The sequence below is a fragment of the Mixta sp. genome (genome assembly GCF_024610815.1).
GTDB classification, from domain to species: Bacteria; Pseudomonadota; Gammaproteobacteria; order Enterobacterales; family Enterobacteriaceae; genus Mixta; species Mixta calida.
Map to the genome: position 1 here is coordinate 1 of NZ_JANION010000192.1, position 18,059 is coordinate 18,059.

Sequence of the window (18,059 nt, forward strand, 5' to 3'; positions counted from 1 at the left end):
GTATTAACGAGTCACCGATGATGAGGCGTTGAGAGAGATTTTACAGGGAAAAGGGCCGTTGTGGCTACGGCCCTGTGATGCGTTAGCGTTTTTTCTTTCTGCCCTGAACGGCTTTAAAGCGTGGATTGCTTTTGCAAATAACGTAGATGCGGCCGTGGCGGCGCACCACTTTGCAATCTTTATGGCGCGCCTTTGCCGTGCGCAATGAGCTGAGTACCTGCATGACCCTTCCTTATTGGCCTTTACCGAGAAAACGGCCATAGCGCTGATTAAAACGTGCGGTGCTGCCTTCACGGCTGTAATCCTTTTGCTTGCCCGTATAGTGCGGATGCGAAGCGGAGGAGACCTCCAGCGCGACATACGGGAAGGTTTCGCCATCAATATCGATGGTACGATCGGTTTTAATGGTTGAGCCGGTTTTGAAATAGTGATCGACGCTGGTGTCATGGAAGACAACGGTACGATAGTGAGGATGAATACCTGGTTTCATCATGATCTCCTTTTGATATGTTATATCATAACAATTAGTATGCACTTTTCTGTATGTCAATGCAATGCCTCTCTGAGGAAGGCGCTATCACAGCGATGCAGGGCCGCAGAGAGTGAACCGAAAGAAGAATGCGAAAAAGGGAAGGAACAGACGAGGTGCCACGCCGCAAACGGCCTGCAAAAAAAGAGGCCACCTGATGGTGGCCTCTGAATCAATGCGTTTTACTTAGTGCTGGTGTTCAACAGGATGGCCCTGTTCCAGCTCTTCTTTATGCTTGCTGAAGCGGCGGCGAACCACCACGAAGAAGACCGGCACAAAGAAGATAGCCAACACGGTCGCAGTAACCATACCGCCCATTACACCGGTACCTACCGCATTCTGCGCGCCGGAGCCTGCGCCAGTACTGATAGCCAGCGGCAGTACGCCCAGAATAAAGGCCAGTGAGGTCATCAGGATGGGACGCAGACGCATGCGTGTCGCTTCCAGCGTCGCTTCCACCAGGCCTTTGCCCTCCTTCTCCATCAGATCCTTGGCGAATTCCACAATCAGGATGGCGTTCTTCGCCGACAGGCCAATGGTTGTCAGCAGGCCTACCACGAAGTAAACATCGTTGCTCAGACCGCGCAAGGTAGTGAAGATCAGCGCGCCGATAACGCCCAGCGGCACCACCAACATTACGGCGAACGGAATCGACCAGCTCTCATAGAGCGCGGCCAGACACAGGAACACCACGATGAGAGAGATAGCGTACAACGCAGGCGCCTGGTTGCCGGAAAGGCGTTCCTGATAGGACATGCCCGTCCAGTCATAGCCGATGCCCTGCGGCAGCTGAGAAGCCAGCTGTTCCATCAGCGCCATCGCGTCGCCGGAGCTGCGTCCCGGCGCGGCCTGACCCAGAATTTCCATGGACGGCAAGCCGTTATAGCGCTCCAGACGCGGCGAACCATATTGCCAGCGCGCCGTTGAGAAGGCGGAGAAGGGCACCATATCCCCGTTAGAAGCGCGTACGTACCATTTATTGATATCGTCCGGCAGCATACGAGAATCAGCCTTACCCATCACATACACTTTCTTCACACGACCGCGATCGATAAAGTCGTTCACATAGGAGCCACCCCAGGCGGCGCCCAGCGTCGTGTTGATATCAGAGATGGAGACGCCCAGCGCCTGCGCCTTCTCTTGATCCACCGTCAGCTTATACTGCGGCGTATCTTCCAGACCGTTAGGGCGTACGCCGACAACGGTATCCGGATGCTGCGCCACCATGCCTAACAGCTGGTTACGGGCCTGCGTCAGCTTATCGTGACCCAGGTTCGCCTGGTCGATCAGTTCAAAGTCGAAGCCGGTGGCGTTACCCAGTTCGATAATTGCCGGCAGGTTAAATGGAATAACCATGGCGTCTTTGATGGTGCTCAGCGCCTGCATGGCGCGGCCTGCGATTGCGGGCACCTTGTTTTCTGAGCCGCCACGCTCGTCCCACGGCTTCAGACTGACGAAGGCGATACCGGTATTCTGACCGCGACCGGCAAAGCCGAAGCCGTTAACCGTAAACACCGACTGCACGCTGGCTTTCTCTTTGGTCAGAAAGTAATTACTGACCTGGTCGAGAACTTTCTGCGTACGCTCCTGCGTGGCGCCAGCGGGCAGCTGCGCCTGGGCCAACAGCAGACCCTGGTCCTCTTCCGGCAGGAAGGAGGTAGGGAGACGCATAAACAGCACTGCCATGCCGACCACGATAAACAGGTAGATCAGCAGATAACGACCAGTGCTGCGGACGATATGCCCCACGCTGTCTACGTAGTGGTTGGTGCTCTTGTCGAACAGGCGGTTAAACCAGCCGAAGAAGCCGGTCGTCTTGCCGTGATCGCCTCGCTTAATCGGCTTAAGCAGGGTGGCGCAGAGCGCGGGCGTCAGGATCAGCGCGACGATGACCGACAGCACCATGGCGGAAACGATGGTGATGGAGAACTGACGGTAGATAACCCCGGTCGACCCGCCGAAGAAGGCCATCGGGATAAAGACCGCAGAGAGCACCAGCGCGATACCCACCAGGGCGCCCTGGATCTGGTCCATCGATTTGCGCGTCGCTTCTTTCGGCGGCAAACCTTCTTCCGCCATGACACGCTCGACGTTTTCCACCACGACGATGGCGTCATCCACCAACAGGCCGATGGCCAGCACCATCCCGAACATCGTCAGCGTGTTTATCGAATAGCCGAACGCGTTAATGATAGCGAACGTACCCAGCAGCACCACCGGCACTGCAATGGTTGGGATCAGCGTGGCGCGGAAGTTCTGCAGGAACAGATACATTACCAGGAACACCAGCACGATCGCTTCAAAAAGCGTTTTCACCACCTCGAAAATGGAGATTTTAACAAACGGCGTGGTGTCATAAGGGTAAACCACCTTCAGGCCTGCCGGGAAGGTAGGCGAAAGGCGTGCCAGCTCTGCTTTTACCGCATCCGCAGTATCCAGCGCGTTAGCGCCGGTCGCCAGTTTGATCCCCAGACCGGAAGCTGGCTGTCCGTTAAAGCGCGCAATGATCTCGTAGTTTTCCCCGCCTAGCTCAATAGTGGCGACATCGCGCAGACGTACCTGCGAGCCATCCGGGTTAACTTTCAGCAAAATTTTACCGAACTCTTCCGTTGAGGTCAGACGCGTTTGCGCAATGATCGAGGCGTTAAGCTGCTGGCCTTTCACCGGCGGCGTACCGCCAAGCTGACCTGCGGCGACCTGGGCGTTCTGGGTGGAGATAGCGTTTACGACGTCGACCGGCGTCAGCTGATAGTTATTCAGCTTATGCGGGTCCATCCAGATACGCATCGCATACTGCGCGCCAAACAGCTGGGTATCGCCAACGCCGGTGGTGCGGCTGATGGGATCCTTGATGTTGGAAGAGACGAAGTCGGCGATATCGTTCTGCGTCATGCTGCCGTCCTCGCTCACGAAGCCGGCGACCATCAAGAAGCTGCTGGACGATTTCTCTACCTGGATACCCTGCTGCTGCACTTCCTGCGGCAGCAGCGGCATCGCCAGCTGCAGTTTATTCTGCACCTGCACCTGAGCGATATCGGCGTCAGTGCCGGACTGGAAAGAGAGCGTCAACTGCAGCGAGCCGGAAGAATCACTGTTCGAAGACATATACATCAGTCCGTCGATACCGTTCATATTCTGCTCGATAACCTGCGTGACCGAATCCTGCAGCGTTTTCGCATCGGCGCCGGGGTAGTTTGCACTAATCTGTATCGCTACAGGAGCAACATTGGGATATTGCTCAATCGGCAGCTTAAGAATCGATAGCGCACCCGCCAGCATAATAATGATGGCGATGACCCACGCGAAAATGGGGCGATCGATAAAGAACTTAGCCATGAATCAGTGGCTCCTGTTTAAGACTGAGATTGTTCAGACTGCGACTGCGGCTGCGAGGGTTGATTAGCTTTCGCATCTTCTGTCACTTCCTGCGGCGTAACCTGAGCGCCAGGCTTCGCACGCTGCAGTCCAACAGAAATCACGCGATCGCCAGCCTGCACGCCCTGCGTGACCAGCCATTTGTCGCCAATTGCCTGCTGCGCCGTCACGTTGCGAACCGCCACCTTGTTGTTCTGATCGACCACCATGACCGTCGCCTGACCGGTCGGCGTACGGGTCACCGCCTGCTGCGGCACCAGTATCGCGTTCGGGTTGGTGCCTTCTTCCAGACGCGCGCGCACGAACATGCCCGGCAACAGAGTATGGTCAGGATTCGGGAACACGGCGCGCAGCGTAATGGAGCCGGTGGTTTCATCGACGGTCACATCAGAAAATTCCAGTGTGCCCGGCTGCTTATATTCGCTACCATCAGGCATCATCAGCGTGACATTCGCTTTACCGTCGGTCTGTTTCAGCTGACCAGACTCCAGCTCCTTGCGCAGGCGCATATATTCATCGCTGGACTGGGTGACATCGACATACATCGGATCGAGCTGCTGCACGGTGGCCAGCGCCGTGGTCTGGCCGGTTTGCACCAGCGCGCCCTCGGTCACGGCGGATTTACCGATGCGGCCGCTGATAGGGGAGGTCACTTTGGTATAGGCAAGATTAATGCGCGCCGTTTCCAGGCTCGCCTTCGCGACCGCCACGGCCGCAGCCGTCTGGCTCTGCGTGGCGACCGCCTGATCGTAATCCTGCTGGCTGATATATTTGGTGCCCAGCAGCGGCTGATAGCGTTTTACCGTTACGGCGGCGATTTGCGCATTAGCCTGCGCCTGTGCTAAATCGCCTTTGGCGCTGTTATAAGCGGCCTGATAAGGCGCCGGATCGATCTGATAAAGCGATTCGCCCGCTTTAATATCGCTGCCTTCAACGAAGTTGCGTTTCAAAATAATGCCGGAAACCTGCGGCCGCACTTCCGCTACGCGATAGGCTGACGTTCTGCCCGGTAGCTCGGTCGTAATTTTCAACGGTTCGCTTTTTAATGTTACTACGCCGACTTCAGGCGCCTGTTGCTGTTGACCAGCCTGCTCGGACTTATTGTCACATCCTGTTAGCGCAAAGCTGCCTGAAAGCATCAGGACGGCCGCCAGAGGCGTTAACCCTCTGTTATTTTTCATAAATCAACCTCGATTGTTCGATATCGATTGGTCAATGGATCACAAACCGTTGAGCCATTGCTGCGTTTAAATTATGGTCATGCTATGGTACATACATTCGCAAATGTATGTAAATCCGCCGCCTGGTAAAAGCACTCACTATGGCACGAAAAACCAAACAGCAAGCCCTTGAAACACGGAATCAAATTCTTGATGCCGCGATTGCGCGTTTCTCTGAGTTCGGCGTTTCAGCAACCTCCCTGGCCGATATCGCTACGGCGGCTGGCGTAACGCGGGGCGCTATCTACTGGCATTTTAAAAACAAGACCGATCTGCTGAATGAGATCTGGGCGCAGTCTGAGTCTGGCCTGGAAGATGTTGAGCAAGAGTATCAGTCAAAATACCCTGACGATCCACTTTCCCTGATGCGCGCCATGCTGCGCTACGTCTTTGAAGCGACCGCGCGCGACCAGCGGCGGCGCTCTTTGCTGGAAATTATCTTCCATAAGTGCGAATTTGTGGGCGAGATGCTGCCGCTGCAAATCATGCAGCAGAACCTCTATCTTGAATGCTATGAGAAGATTGAAGAGGTGCTCGGCAACTGCATTAGCGCGGGGCAGCTGCCGGCGGGGCTGAACTTGCGCCGCGCGGCGATCATCATACGCGGCTACATTACCGGCATTATGGAAAACTGGCTGTTTATGCCCGACAGCTTCGATATTGAACAGGATGCGCCGATGCTGGTGGAAACCCTGATTGATATGCTTAAGCACAGCCCCAGCCTGAGCCAGCCGGCGGTCAGCCCAGGCTGAACGCTCAGGACGCGACGGGCGACTGTTGCTTATTTTCATAATCGCGGCGCACGATCTCCAGCGCCGCCAGCACGGTTTCGGGCGCGACGTCGCTCTGTTCCAGCAGCATAATCAGATCGACCGCCAGCTTGATCTCATCCGGTGCGCTTTCCAGTGACATGATGTGCTCCTTAATGACGAATAATGCGCGCCACGCCTGGCAGCACCAACGCGCCGGCCAGCGCCAGCAGCAGCGCGCGTGGGTGCAGGCTGGCCAGCGTTCCCCAGTTAAAATAGACGCTAATATAGCCGCCCACCAGAGCGCCGATCGTCGCCAGAATCAGCGTCGGCAGCCAGCCGCCGCGTACGGCGAAAAATTTGCCCGCGATCAAGCCCACCAGCACGCCGATAACCAGCCAGGATAACAGTCCCATATCTATGTCCTTAAAAAGCGATTGCGAATCGGTAATGTTGCTATTGATAAAATAGCCGCTTAACGGCTGAGGAACAGCTTACCGCCTGTGATAAAGTGATCCGGTTGGCTCTTTAGCAGGATATTTCATGCAGCGCATTATATTACTGATTATTGGCTGGTTGGCTATTGTACTGGGGGCGCTGGGCGTCGTGCTGCCGCTGTTGCCGACGACCCCGTTTATACTGCTCGCCGCCTGGTGCTTCGCCCGTTCGTCGCCGCGCTTTCATCACTGGCTGCTTTACCGCTCCTGGTTCGGCAAATATCTGCGCCACTGGCAGCAGCATCGCGCGCTGCCGCCGGGCATAAAGGGACGCGCCATGCTGCTGACCGTCGCGACTTTCGCCCTTTCTCTCTGGCTGGTGAAGCTGTTCTGGCTAAGGGTCATGCTGCTTTGTATGTTGGCCGCGCTGCTGCTGTTTATGTGGCGGATGCCGGTAGTGACGGAAAAAGAAAAAGGCGAGCGCTGACCGGCGTTTTCAGATTTACCTTAGCGTTTTTCAAACACTTACGCTATCAGGATGGCGATCGGTATTGCATTTATCCTGCAGTTTGCTTAGATTTGTTCGTTTTCGTGCGCGGCTTCCCTTGTTTCACTCTTTTCCGCCTGCGGCGCTGCCCGTCAGCGTAAGGCGAAGCTGCGCGAGTCAGTTTAGTATTCACCAGGCATAACATTATGACCGCGACTGCGCAGCAGCTTGAGTATCTTAAAGACAGTATTAAAAGCGTACCGGACTATCCGAAGCCGGGTATCCTGTTTCGTGATGTCACCAGTCTGCTGGAAGATCCGCAAGCTTTCGCAACAACTATCGATCTGTTTATTGCGCGTTTCCGCGATCGTGGCATCACCAAAGTGGTGGGCACCGAAGCGCGCGGATTCCTGTTCGGGGCGCCGGTAGCGCTGGGTTTGGGCGTCGGCTTCGTGCCGGTGCGCAAGCCGGGCAAACTGCCGCGCGAAACCTGGAGCGAAACCTACGATCTCGAATATGGCAGCGACCAGCTTGAGCTGCATCGCGACGCCATCAAACCGGGCGACGTGGTGCTGGTGGTGGACGATCTGCTGGCGACCGGCGGCACTATCGAAGCGACGGTAAAACTGATCCGCCGCGCCGGCGGCGAAGTGAAAGATGCGGCGTTCGTTATCAATCTTTACGACCTCAACGGCGAAGCCCGTCTCAATGCGCTGGGCATCGAATGCTACAGCCTGGTCTCTTTCCCCGGCCACTGAGTTTCCCGCCTTCAGCCTCGCCGTCGCGGCGGGGCTGTGTTAGCATGTCCTACTGGTTTTCAAGACATCTCGTGAACGAATGAGTTATCAGGTTCTGGCCCGAAAGTGGCGTCCACAAGCGTTTTCCGATGTCGTTGGTCAAGAGCATGTTTTAACTGCGCTGGCGAACGGCCTGTCGCTGGGACGAATCCACCACGCTTATCTTTTTTCCGGCACCCGCGGCGTCGGAAAGACCACTATTGCGCGTTTGTTGGCCAAAGGGCTCAATTGCGAAACCGGCATTACCGCCACGCCATGTGGCGTATGCGACAACTGCCGTGAAATCGAACAGGGCCGCTTTGTCGATCTGATTGAAATCGACGCCGCGTCGCGCACTAAAGTCGAAGACACGCGCGATCTGCTGGACAACGTGCAGTACGCCCCGGCGCGCGGTCGCTTTAAGGTCTACCTGATCGATGAAGTGCATATGCTGTCGCGCCACAGCTTCAACGCGCTGTTAAAAACCCTCGAAGAGCCGCCCGCGCACGTTAAATTTTTGCTGGCGACCACCGATCCGCAAAAATTGCCGGTCACCATTCTTTCCCGCTGCCTGCAGTTCCATCTTAAAGCGCTGGACGTCGATCAGATCCGTCAGCAGCTGGAATATGTATTGCAGCAGGAGAACATCAACGCCGAGCTGCGGGCGCTGCAACTACTGGCGCGCGCGGCCGACGGCAGCATGCGCGACGCGCTCAGCCTGACCGATCAGGCCATCGCCACCGGCCAGGGGCAGGTAACGACGGAAAGCGTCGCCGCGATGCTCGGCACGCTGGACGACGATCAGCCGCTGGCGTTGATCGAAGCGCTGGCCGCCGCCGACGGCCAGCAGACCATGTCTTTGCTGCAACAGGCGGCGAGCCGCGGCGTAGAGTGGGAAGCGCTGCTGGTGGAGATGCTGCGTTTGCTGCATCGCATCGCCATGATTCAGCTGCTGCCTTCTGCGCTGAGCGACGAATACGCCGCGGTTGAACAGCGTCTGCGCGAGCTGGCGCGCATCGTGCCGCCGGCCGACGTGCAGCTCTATTACCAGACCATTTTGATGGGCCGTAAAGAGCTGCCGCTGGCGCCGGATCGCCGCATGGGCGTGGAGATGACTCTGCTGCGCGCGCTGGCGTTTCATCCGCAGGTCGAGATCGCCGAGCCGGTTACGCGCCCGGTGATGACGCCGCAGACTAATGTACAGGTGCCGCCTTCCGCGTCCGCCGCCGCGTTTGCCGCGCCGGAAGCGCCGAAACCGGCACCGTCACCCGCAGCGGCCACTTCTGTCCCGGATATTCCTCTGCCTGACGCCACCAGCCAGCTACTGCAGGCGCGTACACAGCTGTTGCGTCAGCAGGGAGCGAACAAACCAAAAAAGAGTGAGCCGGCAGCGCACAGTGCGCGGCCGGCAGGCTCGGCGCTGGAACGTCTCGCTCAGGTAACCGAGCGGGCCAGCAAACGACCTGCGGCGGAAAACACGGCGCCGGTCAAGAAAGAGGCCTACCGCTGGAAGGCGCAGAACACCGTCGTCGAGGCGGAGGCGCCGCAGGTCGCCACGCCGAAAGCGCTGCGCTCGGCGCTGGAGCATGAAAAAACGCCTGAACTGGCGGCGCGGCTGGCGGAAGAGTCGTTGCAGCGCGACGCGTGGGCGGCGGAGATCGCTACGCTGACGCTGCCCAAACTGGTGCAGCAGCTGGCGCTCAACGCCTGGAAAGAAGAAACGGCGCAGGGCGTCTGTCTCCATCTGCGCAGCAGCCAGCGTCACCTTAACTCCGCTTCGGCGCAGCAGGTGCTGACCGATGCGTTAAGCCAGTCCAGCGGCAAGCCGGTTGAACTGACTATTATTGAAGATGATAATCCAGCGGTGTTGACGCCGCTGGAATGGCGACAGAAGATCTATGAAGAAAAGCTGGCGCAGGCGCGTCAGTCCATTATCGCGGATAGCCACATTCAGACTCTTCGTCGCTTTTTCGACGCCGATCTGGATGAGGAGAGTATTCGTCCCGTTTGAATCGCCGCATAAACCTGATGGCTTATGCGGCCCGAGCAAAGAGAGAAGAGTATGTTTGGTAAAGGCGGTTTGGGTAACCTGATGAAACAGGCCCAGCAGATGCAGGACAAAATGCAGCAGGTGCAACAAGAGATCGCTGAAATGGAAGTGACCGGCGAATCTGGCGCGGGCCTGGTAAAAGTGACCATCAACGGCGCGCATAACTGCCGTCGCGTCGAGGTGGACCCAAGCCTGCTGGAAGACGACAAAGATATGCTGGAAGATCTGGTTGCAGCGGCGTTCAACGATGCGGCGCGCCGCATTGCCGAAGCGCAGCAGGAGAAAATGGCCTCCGTCTCCTCCGGCATGCAGCTGCCGCCGGGCTTTAAGATGCCGTTCTGATGCAAACCAGCCCTTTGCTGGAGTCGCTAATGGAAGCGCTGCGCTGCTTACCGGGCGTCGGCCCGAAATCAGCGCAGCGTATGGCGTTTCAGCTATTGCAGCGCGATCGCAGCGGAGGCATGCGCCTGGCTCAGGCGCTTACGCGCGCTATGTCGGAAATTGGTCACTGCGCGGATTGCCGCACCTTTACCGAGCAGGAGATCTGCACCATCTGCGCGAACCCGCGTCGCCAGCAGAACGGGCAGATTTGCGTGGTGGAGAGTCCGGCGGATATTCACGCCATTGAGCAAACCGGGCAGTTCGCCGGGCGTTATTTTGTGCTGATGGGGCATCTTTCTCCGCTGGACGGCATCGGCCCGCAGGACATCGGGCTCGATCGTCTTGAGCAGCGTCTGGAGAAAGAGACCATTCAGGAGCTGATCCTCGCCACCAACCCCACGGTGGAAGGCGAAGCGACCGCCAACTATATCGCCGGGCTCTGCGCGCAGTATGGCGTCGAGGCCAGCCGCATCGCACACGGCGTGCCGGTCGGCGGCGAGCTGGAAATGGTGGACGGCACCACGCTGTCGCACTCGCTGGCCGGACGGCACAAGATTAAATACTGACCACTTGCTGGCACATTCCGTTGTGCCAGCTTGAAAATATTTTTCCCATCCCCACATCTCCCTCAACGTTCGATAAACCTGTTTCAGTTGAGGTAGCCAAACCATGAAAGGACAAGAGACGCGTGGTTTCCAGTCAGAGGTTAAACAGCTTCTGCATCTGATGATCCATTCCCTCTATTCGAATAAAGAGATCTTCCTGCGCGAACTGATTTCCAACGCCTCCGATGCGGCGGATAAGTTACGTTTTCGCGCGCTCTCCACGCCTGAACTGTATGAAGGCGACGGTGAACTGCGCGTAAGGGTCTCTGTCGATAAGGAAAACCGCACGCTGACCCTGAGCGACAACGGTATCGGCATGCGTCGCGATGAGGTGATTGAGAACCTCGGCACCATCGCCAAATCAGGCACCAAGGCGTTTCTTGAATCGCTGGGCTCCGACCAGGCGAAAGACAGCCAGCTGATTGGCCAGTTCGGCGTCGGATTCTACTCCGCGTTTATCGTCGCCGATAAGGTGACCGTACGCACCCGCGCCGCCGGCGCGGCGCCGGAAGAGGGCGTATTCTGGGAATCCGCCGGCGAAGGCGAATACACCATCGACGATCTGACGAAAGCGGATCGCGGCACAGAGATCACTCTGCATCTGCGCGAAGGCGAGGATGAGTTCCTCGACAGCTGGCGCGTGCGCAGCATCATCAGCAAATATTCCGATCATATCGCGCTGCCGGTTGAGATCGAAACCAAAGATGAAGAGAGCGACACCACCAGCTGGGAAAAAATCAACAAGGCTCAGGCGCTGTGGACCCGCAATAAAGCGGAAGTCACGGACGAAGAGTACAACGAATTCTATAAGCACATCGCGCACGACTTCAGCGATCCGCTGACCTGGAGCCACAACCGCGTGGAAGGCAAGCAGGAATACACCAGCCTGCTTTACATTCCGGCGCGCGCGCCCTGGGATATGTGGAACCGCGATCATAAGCATGGCCTGAAGCTCTATGTGCAGCGCGTCTTTATTATGGACGACGCCGAGCAGTTTATGCCGAACTACCTGCGTTTCGTGCGCGGCCTGATCGACTCCAACGATCTGCCGCTGAACGTGTCGCGTGAAATCCTGCAGGACAACCGTATCACGCAGAATCTGCGCAACGCGCTGACGAAACGCGTTCTGCAAATGCTGGATAAACTGGCGAAAGATGATGCGGAGAAATATCAGCAGTTCTGGCGCGAGTTCGGCCTGGTGCTGAAAGAGGGCCCGGCGGAAGACCACGCCAACCAGCAGGCGATCGCCAAACTGCTGCGTTTCGCTACCACCAGCAGCGAAGGCTCAGCGCAGACCGTTTCGCTGGAAGAGTATGTCAGCCGCATGGTGGAAGGGCAGGAGAAGATTTACTACATCACCGCCGACAGCTACGCCGCCGCGAAAAGCAGCCCGCACCTGGAGCTGTTCCGTAAGAAAGGCATCGAAGTGCTGCTGCTCTCCGACCGCATCGACGAATGGATGATGAGCTACCTCACCGAGTTCGACGGCAAGGCGTTTCAGTCGGTCAGCAAAGCGGATGAAACGCTGGATAAGCTGGCTGACGAAGAGAACGAAGCGCAGAAAGAAGCGGAAAAAGCGCTGGAGCCGTTTGTCGATCGCGTCAAGACGCTGTTGGGCGAGCGCGTGAAAGAGGTGCGCCTGACGCATCGTCTCACCGACACGCCGGCTATCGTCACCACCGACGCTAACGAAATGAGTACCCAGATGGCCAAGCTGTTCGCCGCGGCCGGACAGGCGGTGCCGGACGTGAAGTACATCTTCGAGCTGAACCCGGATCACGCGCTGGTGAAACGCGCGGCCGATACGCAGGACGAAGCGCGCTTCGCCGAGTGGGTTGAGCTGCTGCTGGATCAGGCGCTGTTCGCCGAACGCGGCACGCTGGAAGATCCGAATCAGTTCATCCGCCGGATGAACCAGCTGCTGCTGGCCTGATCGTTATCCGTCCCATAAGCCGGCCCTCGCGCCGGCTTTTTTACGGCTGCGCTCTGTCTGAAAAATGGCGATTATCCGATGCCGGACTGGATTCTATGGACGATCCGGTTGATGATGATCCCAGACATATATTGTTACTCGCCAGAGCCGCCTCCCGCCCCGTTTCCTTGTGGTAGCCGGGGCTTAATGGTATGTTCTTGGCCTTCTCAGTTAGATCAAAGCAATTCGCAAGGGGATTTACGCAATGCGTATTATTCTGCTCGGCGCTCCGGGCGCAGGTAAGGGCACTCAGGCTCAGTTCATTATGGAGAAATACGGTATTCCGCAAATCTCTACGGGCGACATGCTGCGTGCGGCGGTAAAAGCCGGCACGGAGCTGGGCAAACAGGCGAAAGCCATCATGGATGAAGGCAAACTGGTGACCGATGAGCTGGTCATCGCGCTGGTCAAAGAGCGTATTGCGCAGGAAGACTGCCGCAATGGTTTCCTGCTGGACGGCTTCCCGCGCACCATTCCGCAAGCGGATGCGATGAAAGAAGCGGGCATCAAAATTGACTGCGTGCTGGAGTTCGACGTGCCTGACGAGCTGATCGTCGAGCGTATCGTTGGCCGTCGCGTACATGCGCCGTCAGGCCGCGTTTATCACGTGACCTTCAATCCACCGAAGGTGGAAGGTAAAGATGACGTGACCGGCGAAGAGCTGACCACGCGTAAAGACGACCAGGAAGAGACCGTGCGCAAGCGTCTGGTGGAATACCATGAAATGACCGAGCCGCTGGTCGCTTACTATCAGCAGGAAGCGCAGGCGGGCAACACCCAGTATCATAAAATCGACGGCACGCGCAAAGTGACCGAAGTCAGCGCTGAGCTGGCGAAGATTCTGGGCTAATCTCCGTTAATCCGCCGCCGGGCGTTCTCCCTGTATGCCCGGCGCGTTTTTCCTCACGCTTATCCTGACTAAGCCGCTCCCGCAGCGCTTCTTTCCTCACTTTCCCCTATACTTTGCCGCTTAGCGCTTTTTTCTCTCGCAGGGAAAGGTTTTACCGGCGAGCTAATCCGCGCCAGACAAGGTAAAATAAATGGCGAAAAATAAGTTAGAGCCTATCCCAGTAAGCGTTATTGGCGCAGGCAGTTTAAACACGGACAGCGCGCAGAAACCGGAGCGTACACGCAGTACGTGAGGATTTTGAGCACTGCCCAGGTTAAAAATGGCAAGCAAAATAGCCCTACTGGGATAGGCTCTTAATCCATTTAGATAACAGGGATATACGATGAGGCAAGATAAACCCGGCGTCTTGCTGGTTAACCTGGGGACGCCAGATGCGCCAACCACGCCGGCGGTAAAACGCTACCTGAAACAGTTTCTCAGCGATAAGCGCGTCGTCGATACCCCGCGCTGGCTGTGGTGGCCGATCCTCAACGGCATTATTCTGCCGATCCGCTCACCGCGCGTCTCGAAGCTCTATGCCTCCGTCTGGATGGAGGAGGGATCGCCCCTGCTGGTTTACAGCAAACGTCAGCGTGACGCGCTGGCGGCGCAGCTCGATATCCCCGTTGAGTTAGGGATGAGCTACGGCAATCCCAGCCTGAAAAGCGCGATGGACAGCCTGATGGCGCAGGGCGTGACGCGTCTGATCGTGCTGCCGCTTTATCCACAGTTTTCCTGCTCCACCGTGGCGGCGGTCTGGGATGGGCTGAGCAGCGTCTTCGCTGGCTACCGCTCGATGCCTGACGTGCACTTTATTCGCGACTATGCTGAACATCCCGCCTATATCGCCGCGCTGAAGGCATCTGTTGAGCGCTCGTTTGCGAAAAACGGCAAACCGGATCTGCTGGTGTTGTCGTTCCATGGCATTCCACAGCGGTTCGCCAACGAGGGCGACGACTATCCGCAGCGCTGCCGCGACACCACCGATGCGCTGACGCGCGCGCTGGGACTGAGCGAAAACGAAGTGATGATGACCTTCCAGTCGCGCTTTGGCCGCGAGCCCTGGCTGACGCCTTATACCGATGAAACCCTGCGCGGTCTGCCGGCGAAAGGCGTGCGTCATATTCAGATCATGAGTCCGGGCTTTTCCGCCGACTGTCTGGAGACGCTGGAGGAGATCAACGAGCAAAACCGAGAATTCTTCCTGCACGCCGGTGGCGAAAAGTTTGAATATATTCCGGCGCTCAATGACGATAAAGAGCATATCGCCATGATGCTGGCGCTGGTAAACGCGCATCGCTGAGTAACGGCGGGGAGTGTGATATCATTCTCCGCCTGTTTTATTCTGAAGCCAACAACCATGAAATTTCCCGGTCAACGCAAATCCAAACACTATTTTCCCGTCAGCGCCCGCGACCCGCTAATCCAGCCCGTTCAGCCCGAAAGCGAAACCGGCACCAGCTGGGTCGTCGGCATCGATCAGACGCTGGTGGATATCGAAGCGAAAGTCGATAACGCCTTTGTAGCGCGCTACGGTCTTAGCGTTGGTCACTCGCTGGTGATTGAGGATGATGTGGCGGACGCGCTTTATGCGGAGCTGATGCGCGACAATCTGATTACGCACCAGTTCGCTGGCGGCACTATCGGCAATACCATGCACAACTACTCGGTGCTGGCGGACGATCGCTCCGTGCTGCTCGGCGTGATGTGCAACAATGTGCAGATCGGCGGCTACGCCTATCGCTATCTCTGCAACACTTCCAGCCGCACCGATCTTAACTATCTGCAGGGCGTCGACGGCGCTATCGGCCGCTGTTTTACACTGATCGGCGATAACGGCGAGCGTACCTTCGCCATCAGTCCCGGCATGATGAACCAGCTGCGGCCGGAAAGCATTCCGGAAGCGGTGATCGCCGGCGCCTCCGCGCTGGTGCTGACCTCCTATCTGGTGCGCTGCAAGCCGGGCGAACCGATGCCGGAGGCGACCATGAAGGCGGTCGCCTGGGCAAAGCAGTACAACGTGCCGGTAGTGCTGACGCTGGGCACCAGGCATGTGATCGCCGAGAATCCGCAGTTCTGGCGCGACTTTCTGCGTGAAAACGTCTCTATCCTGGCGATGAACGAAGAGGAAGGGCTGGAGCTGACCGGCTACGCCGATCCATTGCAGGCGGCTGACAAGGCGCTGGAGTGGGTCGATTTAGTGCTTTGCACCGCCGGGCCCAACGGTCTCTATATGGCGGGCTACACCGAAGAGAGCGCGAAGCGCCAGACCAATCACCCGCTGTTGCCGGGCGCGATCCCGGAATTTAACCAGTATGAGTTCAGCCGCGCCATGCGCTATCAGGATTGTCAGCAGCCGCTGCGCATCTATTCGCATATCGCCCCTTATATGGGCGGGCCGGAGAAGATCATGAACACCAACGGGGCGGGGGATGGCGCGCTGGCGGCGCTGCTGCACGATATTACCGCTAACAGCTACCATCGCAACAACGTGCCGAACTCCAGCAAACACCAGCGCAGCTATTTAACCTACTCGTCACTGGCGCAGGTCTGCAAATATGCCAACCGCGTCAGTTATCAGGTGCTGAATCAGCATTCGCCGCGTCTGACGCGCGGGCTGCCGGAACGTGAAGATAGCCTGGAAGAGGCGTACTGGGAACGTTAAGCCGAAGATTGCGCGGCGCAGAGCGCCGCGCAGAAAGATCAGTTCGGATGCTGCGGCGTCAGCAGGGTCGGCGTCGCGTCCAGCCCCGCTTTTAACATCGCCAGCATGCTGTTGGCAATTTCCCGCTCGCCCATAATCACATTGTCCGCGCCGCGTTCGAGGATGTAGTGCACCTCGTCGTCGTAGTGCGCGCGGGCGATAATTTCCAGGTGCGGATGTTTTTCGCGCGCCGCCGCGATAATCTCGCCTGCCTCATAGCCGTTAGGAATGCTCATCAGCAGCCAGCGGGCGCAGTCCAGACGCGCCAGCTCCATGGTTTCGACGCGCGCCGCATTGCCTAATACCGCCCGAACGCCCTGTTCGCGCAGCGCCTCGACGCGCGTGCGCGCGTTCTCCACCACCACAATCGGGATCTCCGCGTCGATCAGTAGCTCGCTTACCAGGCTGCCGACCCGGCCATAGCCGACAATCACCGCATGGTTGCAGATATTAACTGGGATCTGTTTCTCTTCTTCCGTCGCCTCTTCCATGCTCTGCTCCTCGAAGTTTTCATGCTTATCGAGATAGCGCCCCAGCAGGGTAAAGAGGATCGGGTTGAGCATAATCGACAGAATCGCGCCCGCCAGCACCAGGTTGCGACCCTCTTCGCTGAGCAGGTTCAGCGAAATACCCAGGCCCGCCAGAATAAAGGCGAACTCGCCGATTTGCGCCAGACTGACGGAGATAGTCAGCGCGGTGCGGCGCGAGTGGCCAAGCAGCGTTACCAGCAGCCAGGCCGCCAGCGATTTGCCCAGCACGATAATCGCCAGCGTGCCCAGCACCGCCAGCGGCTGCTGGATGATGATCATCGGATCGAACAGCATGCCGACCGACACGAAGAACAGTACCGCGAAGGCATCGCGCAGCGGCAGCGTATCGTGCGCGGCGCGATGGCTCAGCTCAGATTCGTTCAGCACCATGCCAGCAAAGAAGGCGCCCAGTGCAAAAGAGACGTCAAAGAACTCCACTGCGCCAAAGGCGATGCCCAGCGCCAGCGCCAACACCGACAAGGTAAACAGCTCGCGCGAGCCGGTGGCGGCGCTGCGCGCCAGAATCCACGGCACGACGCGGCGGCCCACCACCATCATCAGCACCATAAAGGCAGCGACTTTGCCGATGGTCCACAGCAGATCCCACGCCAGCAGCGACAGGCTGGCGTTGCCTTTTTCCAGCATGCCGGCGATGGCGGGCAGCAGCACCAGCGTCAGCACCATCACCAGATCCTCGACGATCAGCCAGCCGATGGCGATCTGCCCGCGCTGGCTGTCGATCAGCTGCCGTTCTTCCAGCGCGCGCAGCAGCACTACGGTACTGGCCGTGGAGAGACAGAGCCCGAACACCAGCCCGGTCATCCAGTCCCAGCCAAGCGCCGTGCTGAGCCCGATGCCCAACAGCGTGGCGACGGTAATTTGCGCGACAGCACCGGGAATGGCGATGGTTTTTACCGCCATCAGATCCTTCAGAGAAAAGTGCAGGCCCACGCCGAACATCAGCAGAATGACACCCAGCTCCGCCAACTCAGGCGCCAGTTTGGTATCGGCGACGAAACCCGGAGTAAAGGGACCCGCCAGAACGCCCGCAACTAAATAACCCACCAGTGGGGAAATGCGTAGACGACTGGCGAGCATTCCCAGGAGAAAAGCGAGGACAAGGCCTCCGACGATAGTGGTAATCAGCGGGGTGCTGTGGTGCATGCTGTCTCCTTCTGTGTGCAACTGTGTCCGGTTGTAACCAGTGTAAAACAAAATGGAGACGCACGGGTGAGAATAAAGGGAGAGAAAGTGAAAAAAGTGCGGGAAATCTAAAAAACAGCCGGTGTGGGCCATTTTTTTTACTTATGACCCTACACCCTTGATGAATGCTGTTGATGACCGTCATTTTTTTG

General features: G+C 57.8%; 17 protein-coding genes and 1 other annotated feature. Of the genes, 10 read left to right on the forward strand and 7 right to left on the reverse strand.

From position 1 onward, the window contains the following. Positions 1 to 82: 82 nt before the first annotated feature. From ykgO to MYY08_RS14340, 4 genes are all read right to left on the reverse strand, one after another. Complete coding sequence (ykgO, locus tag MYY08_RS14325; protein ID WP_288014670.1) at positions 83 to 223, reverse strand: type B 50S ribosomal protein L36; 141 nt, start codon at positions 221 to 223, stop codon at positions 83 to 85. Positions 224 to 232: 9 nt separating this feature from the next. Then, positions 233 to 490, reverse strand: a complete 258-nt coding sequence (locus MYY08_RS14330) for a type B 50S ribosomal protein L31 (protein WP_288014708.1) — start codon at positions 488 to 490, stop codon at positions 233 to 235. Between the two features lie 225 nt (positions 491 to 715). After that, on the reverse strand, positions 716 to 3,865 hold the full coding sequence (locus MYY08_RS14335) for a multidrug efflux RND transporter permease subunit AcrB (RefSeq protein ID WP_038627558.1): 3,150 nt from the start codon (positions 3,863 to 3,865) through the stop codon (positions 716 to 718). Between the two features lie 17 nt (positions 3,866 to 3,882). Continuing rightward, on the reverse strand, positions 3,883 to 5,085 hold the full coding sequence (locus tag MYY08_RS14340; protein WP_038627556.1) for an efflux RND transporter periplasmic adaptor subunit: 1,203 nt from the start codon (positions 5,083 to 5,085) through the stop codon (positions 3,883 to 3,885). A gap of 140 nt (positions 5,086 to 5,225) precedes the next feature. Between MYY08_RS14340 and acrR the strand changes: the two genes are divergently transcribed. Next, entirely contained in the window at positions 5,226 to 5,876 is a 651-nt protein-coding gene (acrR, locus tag MYY08_RS14345) for a multidrug efflux transporter transcriptional repressor AcrR (RefSeq protein WP_038627554.1), read from the forward strand. Between the two features lie 4 nt (positions 5,877 to 5,880). Here the strand turns inward: acrR and rsmS are convergent, their stop codons facing one another. Together rsmS and MYY08_RS14355 are read right to left on the reverse strand one after the other, a co-directional pair. After that, positions 5,881 to 6,036: a pleiotropic regulatory protein RsmS gene (gene rsmS / locus MYY08_RS14350; RefSeq protein WP_071883697.1), complete on the reverse strand. Its 156-nt coding sequence runs from the start codon at positions 6,034 to 6,036 to the stop codon at positions 5,881 to 5,883. Positions 6,037 to 6,046: 10 nt separating this feature from the next. Then, entirely contained in the window at positions 6,047 to 6,289 is a 243-nt protein-coding gene (locus tag MYY08_RS14355) for a GlsB/YeaQ/YmgE family stress response membrane protein (protein ID WP_038627552.1), read from the reverse strand. Between the two features lie 127 nt (positions 6,290 to 6,416). On the opposite strand from MYY08_RS14355, the gene MYY08_RS14360 reads away from it, so the two are divergent. The 9 genes from MYY08_RS14360 (at position 6,417) to MYY08_RS14400 (ending at position 16,135) form a co-directional block, all read left to right on the forward strand. Further along, entirely contained in the window at positions 6,417 to 6,797 is a 381-nt protein-coding gene (locus MYY08_RS14360; RefSeq protein WP_038627550.1) for a DUF454 family protein, read from the forward strand. Positions 6,798 to 7,003: 206 nt separating this feature from the next. Beyond that, on the forward strand, positions 7,004 to 7,555 hold the full coding sequence (gene apt, locus MYY08_RS14365) for an adenine phosphoribosyltransferase (protein WP_084970009.1): 552 nt from the start codon (positions 7,004 to 7,006) through the stop codon (positions 7,553 to 7,555). A gap of 79 nt (positions 7,556 to 7,634) precedes the next feature. Continuing rightward, positions 7,635 to 9,584 carry a DNA polymerase III subunit gamma/tau gene (gene dnaX / locus MYY08_RS14370; RefSeq protein ID WP_038627545.1) on the forward strand — a complete coding sequence of 650 codons (1,950 nt, stop codon included), beginning with the start codon at positions 7,635 to 7,637 and terminating at the stop codon, positions 9,582 to 9,584. Further along, positions 8,926 to 8,987: a sequence feature (DnaX frameshifting element), on the forward strand. It overlaps the preceding gene by 62 nt. A gap of 51 nt (positions 9,585 to 9,635) precedes the next feature. Continuing rightward, positions 9,636 to 9,965: a YbaB/EbfC family nucleoid-associated protein gene (locus MYY08_RS14375; protein ID WP_038627543.1), complete on the forward strand. Its 330-nt coding sequence runs from the start codon at positions 9,636 to 9,638 to the stop codon at positions 9,963 to 9,965. Next, positions 9,965 to 10,570, forward strand: a complete 606-nt coding sequence (recR, locus tag MYY08_RS14380) for a recombination mediator RecR (protein WP_038627541.1) — start codon at positions 9,965 to 9,967, stop codon at positions 10,568 to 10,570. Before MYY08_RS14375 ends, recR begins: the two co-directional genes overlap by 1 nt. Positions 10,571 to 10,673: 103 nt before the next feature. Continuing rightward, positions 10,674 to 12,542 (forward strand): molecular chaperone HtpG, encoded by a 1,869-nt coding sequence (htpG, locus tag MYY08_RS14385; protein ID WP_038627540.1) that lies wholly within the window; start codon positions 10,674 to 10,676, stop codon positions 12,540 to 12,542. A 244-nt stretch (positions 12,543 to 12,786) separates the two neighbouring features. Further along, positions 12,787 to 13,431 carry an adenylate kinase gene (gene adk / locus MYY08_RS14390; RefSeq protein ID WP_038627538.1) on the forward strand — a complete coding sequence of 215 codons (645 nt, stop codon included), beginning with the start codon at positions 12,787 to 12,789 and terminating at the stop codon, positions 13,429 to 13,431. Positions 13,432 to 13,813: 382 nt separating this feature from the next. Further along, positions 13,814 to 14,773, forward strand: a complete 960-nt coding sequence (hemH, locus tag MYY08_RS14395) for a ferrochelatase (RefSeq protein ID WP_084970008.1) — start codon at positions 13,814 to 13,816, stop codon at positions 14,771 to 14,773. A gap of 57 nt (positions 14,774 to 14,830) precedes the next feature. Then, positions 14,831 to 16,135 carry an inosine/guanosine kinase gene (locus tag MYY08_RS14400; protein WP_084970007.1) on the forward strand — a complete coding sequence of 435 codons (1,305 nt, stop codon included), beginning with the start codon at positions 14,831 to 14,833 and terminating at the stop codon, positions 16,133 to 16,135. Positions 16,136 to 16,173: 38 nt separating this feature from the next. Here MYY08_RS14400 and ybaL read toward each other — a convergent pair whose 3' ends face one another. Further along, on the reverse strand, positions 16,174 to 17,868 hold the full coding sequence (ybaL, locus tag MYY08_RS14405; RefSeq protein WP_288014676.1) for a YbaL family putative K(+) efflux transporter: 1,695 nt from the start codon (positions 17,866 to 17,868) through the stop codon (positions 16,174 to 16,176). Positions 17,869 to 18,059 lie beyond the last annotated feature (191 nt).

Bases quoted from the DNA above. Each gene is read 5' to 3' on its own strand.
- ykgO (WP_288014670.1), bottom strand. From the start codon at position 223: ATGCAGGTACTCAGCTCATTGCGCACGGCAAAGGCGCGCCATAAAGAT.
- htpG (WP_038627540.1), top strand. From the start codon at position 10,674: ATGAAAGGACAAGAGACGCGTGGTTTCCAGTCAGAGGTTAAACAGCTT.
- recR (WP_038627541.1), top strand. From the start codon at position 9,965: ATGCAAACCAGCCCTTTGCTGGAGTCGCTAATGGAAGCGCTGCGCTGC.
- MYY08_RS14400 (WP_084970007.1), top strand. From the start codon at position 14,831: ATGAAATTTCCCGGTCAACGCAAATCCAAACACTATTTTCCCGTCAGC.
- ybaL (WP_288014676.1), bottom strand. From the start codon at position 17,868: ATGCACCACAGCACCCCGCTGATTACCACTATCGTCGGAGGCCTTGTC.
- dnaX (WP_038627545.1), top strand. From the start codon at position 7,635: ATGAGTTATCAGGTTCTGGCCCGAAAGTGGCGTCCACAAGCGTTTTCC.
- MYY08_RS14340 (WP_038627556.1), bottom strand. From the start codon at position 5,085: ATGAAAAATAACAGAGGGTTAACGCCTCTGGCGGCCGTCCTGATGCTT.
- apt (WP_084970009.1), top strand. From the start codon at position 7,004: ATGACCGCGACTGCGCAGCAGCTTGAGTATCTTAAAGACAGTATTAAA.
- MYY08_RS14330 (WP_288014708.1), bottom strand. From the start codon at position 490: ATGAAACCAGGTATTCATCCTCACTATCGTACCGTTGTCTTCCATGAC.
- MYY08_RS14335 (WP_038627558.1), bottom strand. From the start codon at position 3,865: ATGGCTAAGTTCTTTATCGATCGCCCCATTTTCGCGTGGGTCATCGCC.
- MYY08_RS14355 (WP_038627552.1), bottom strand. From the start codon at position 6,289: ATGGGACTGTTATCCTGGCTGGTTATCGGCGTGCTGGTGGGCTTGATC.
- MYY08_RS14375 (WP_038627543.1), top strand. From the start codon at position 9,636: ATGTTTGGTAAAGGCGGTTTGGGTAACCTGATGAAACAGGCCCAGCAG.
- rsmS (WP_071883697.1), bottom strand. From the start codon at position 6,036: ATGTCACTGGAAAGCGCACCGGATGAGATCAAGCTGGCGGTCGATCTG.
- hemH (WP_084970008.1), top strand. From the start codon at position 13,814: ATGAGGCAAGATAAACCCGGCGTCTTGCTGGTTAACCTGGGGACGCCA.
- adk (WP_038627538.1), top strand. From the start codon at position 12,787: ATGCGTATTATTCTGCTCGGCGCTCCGGGCGCAGGTAAGGGCACTCAG.
- MYY08_RS14360 (WP_038627550.1), top strand. From the start codon at position 6,417: ATGCAGCGCATTATATTACTGATTATTGGCTGGTTGGCTATTGTACTG.
- acrR (WP_038627554.1), top strand. From the start codon at position 5,226: ATGGCACGAAAAACCAAACAGCAAGCCCTTGAAACACGGAATCAAATT.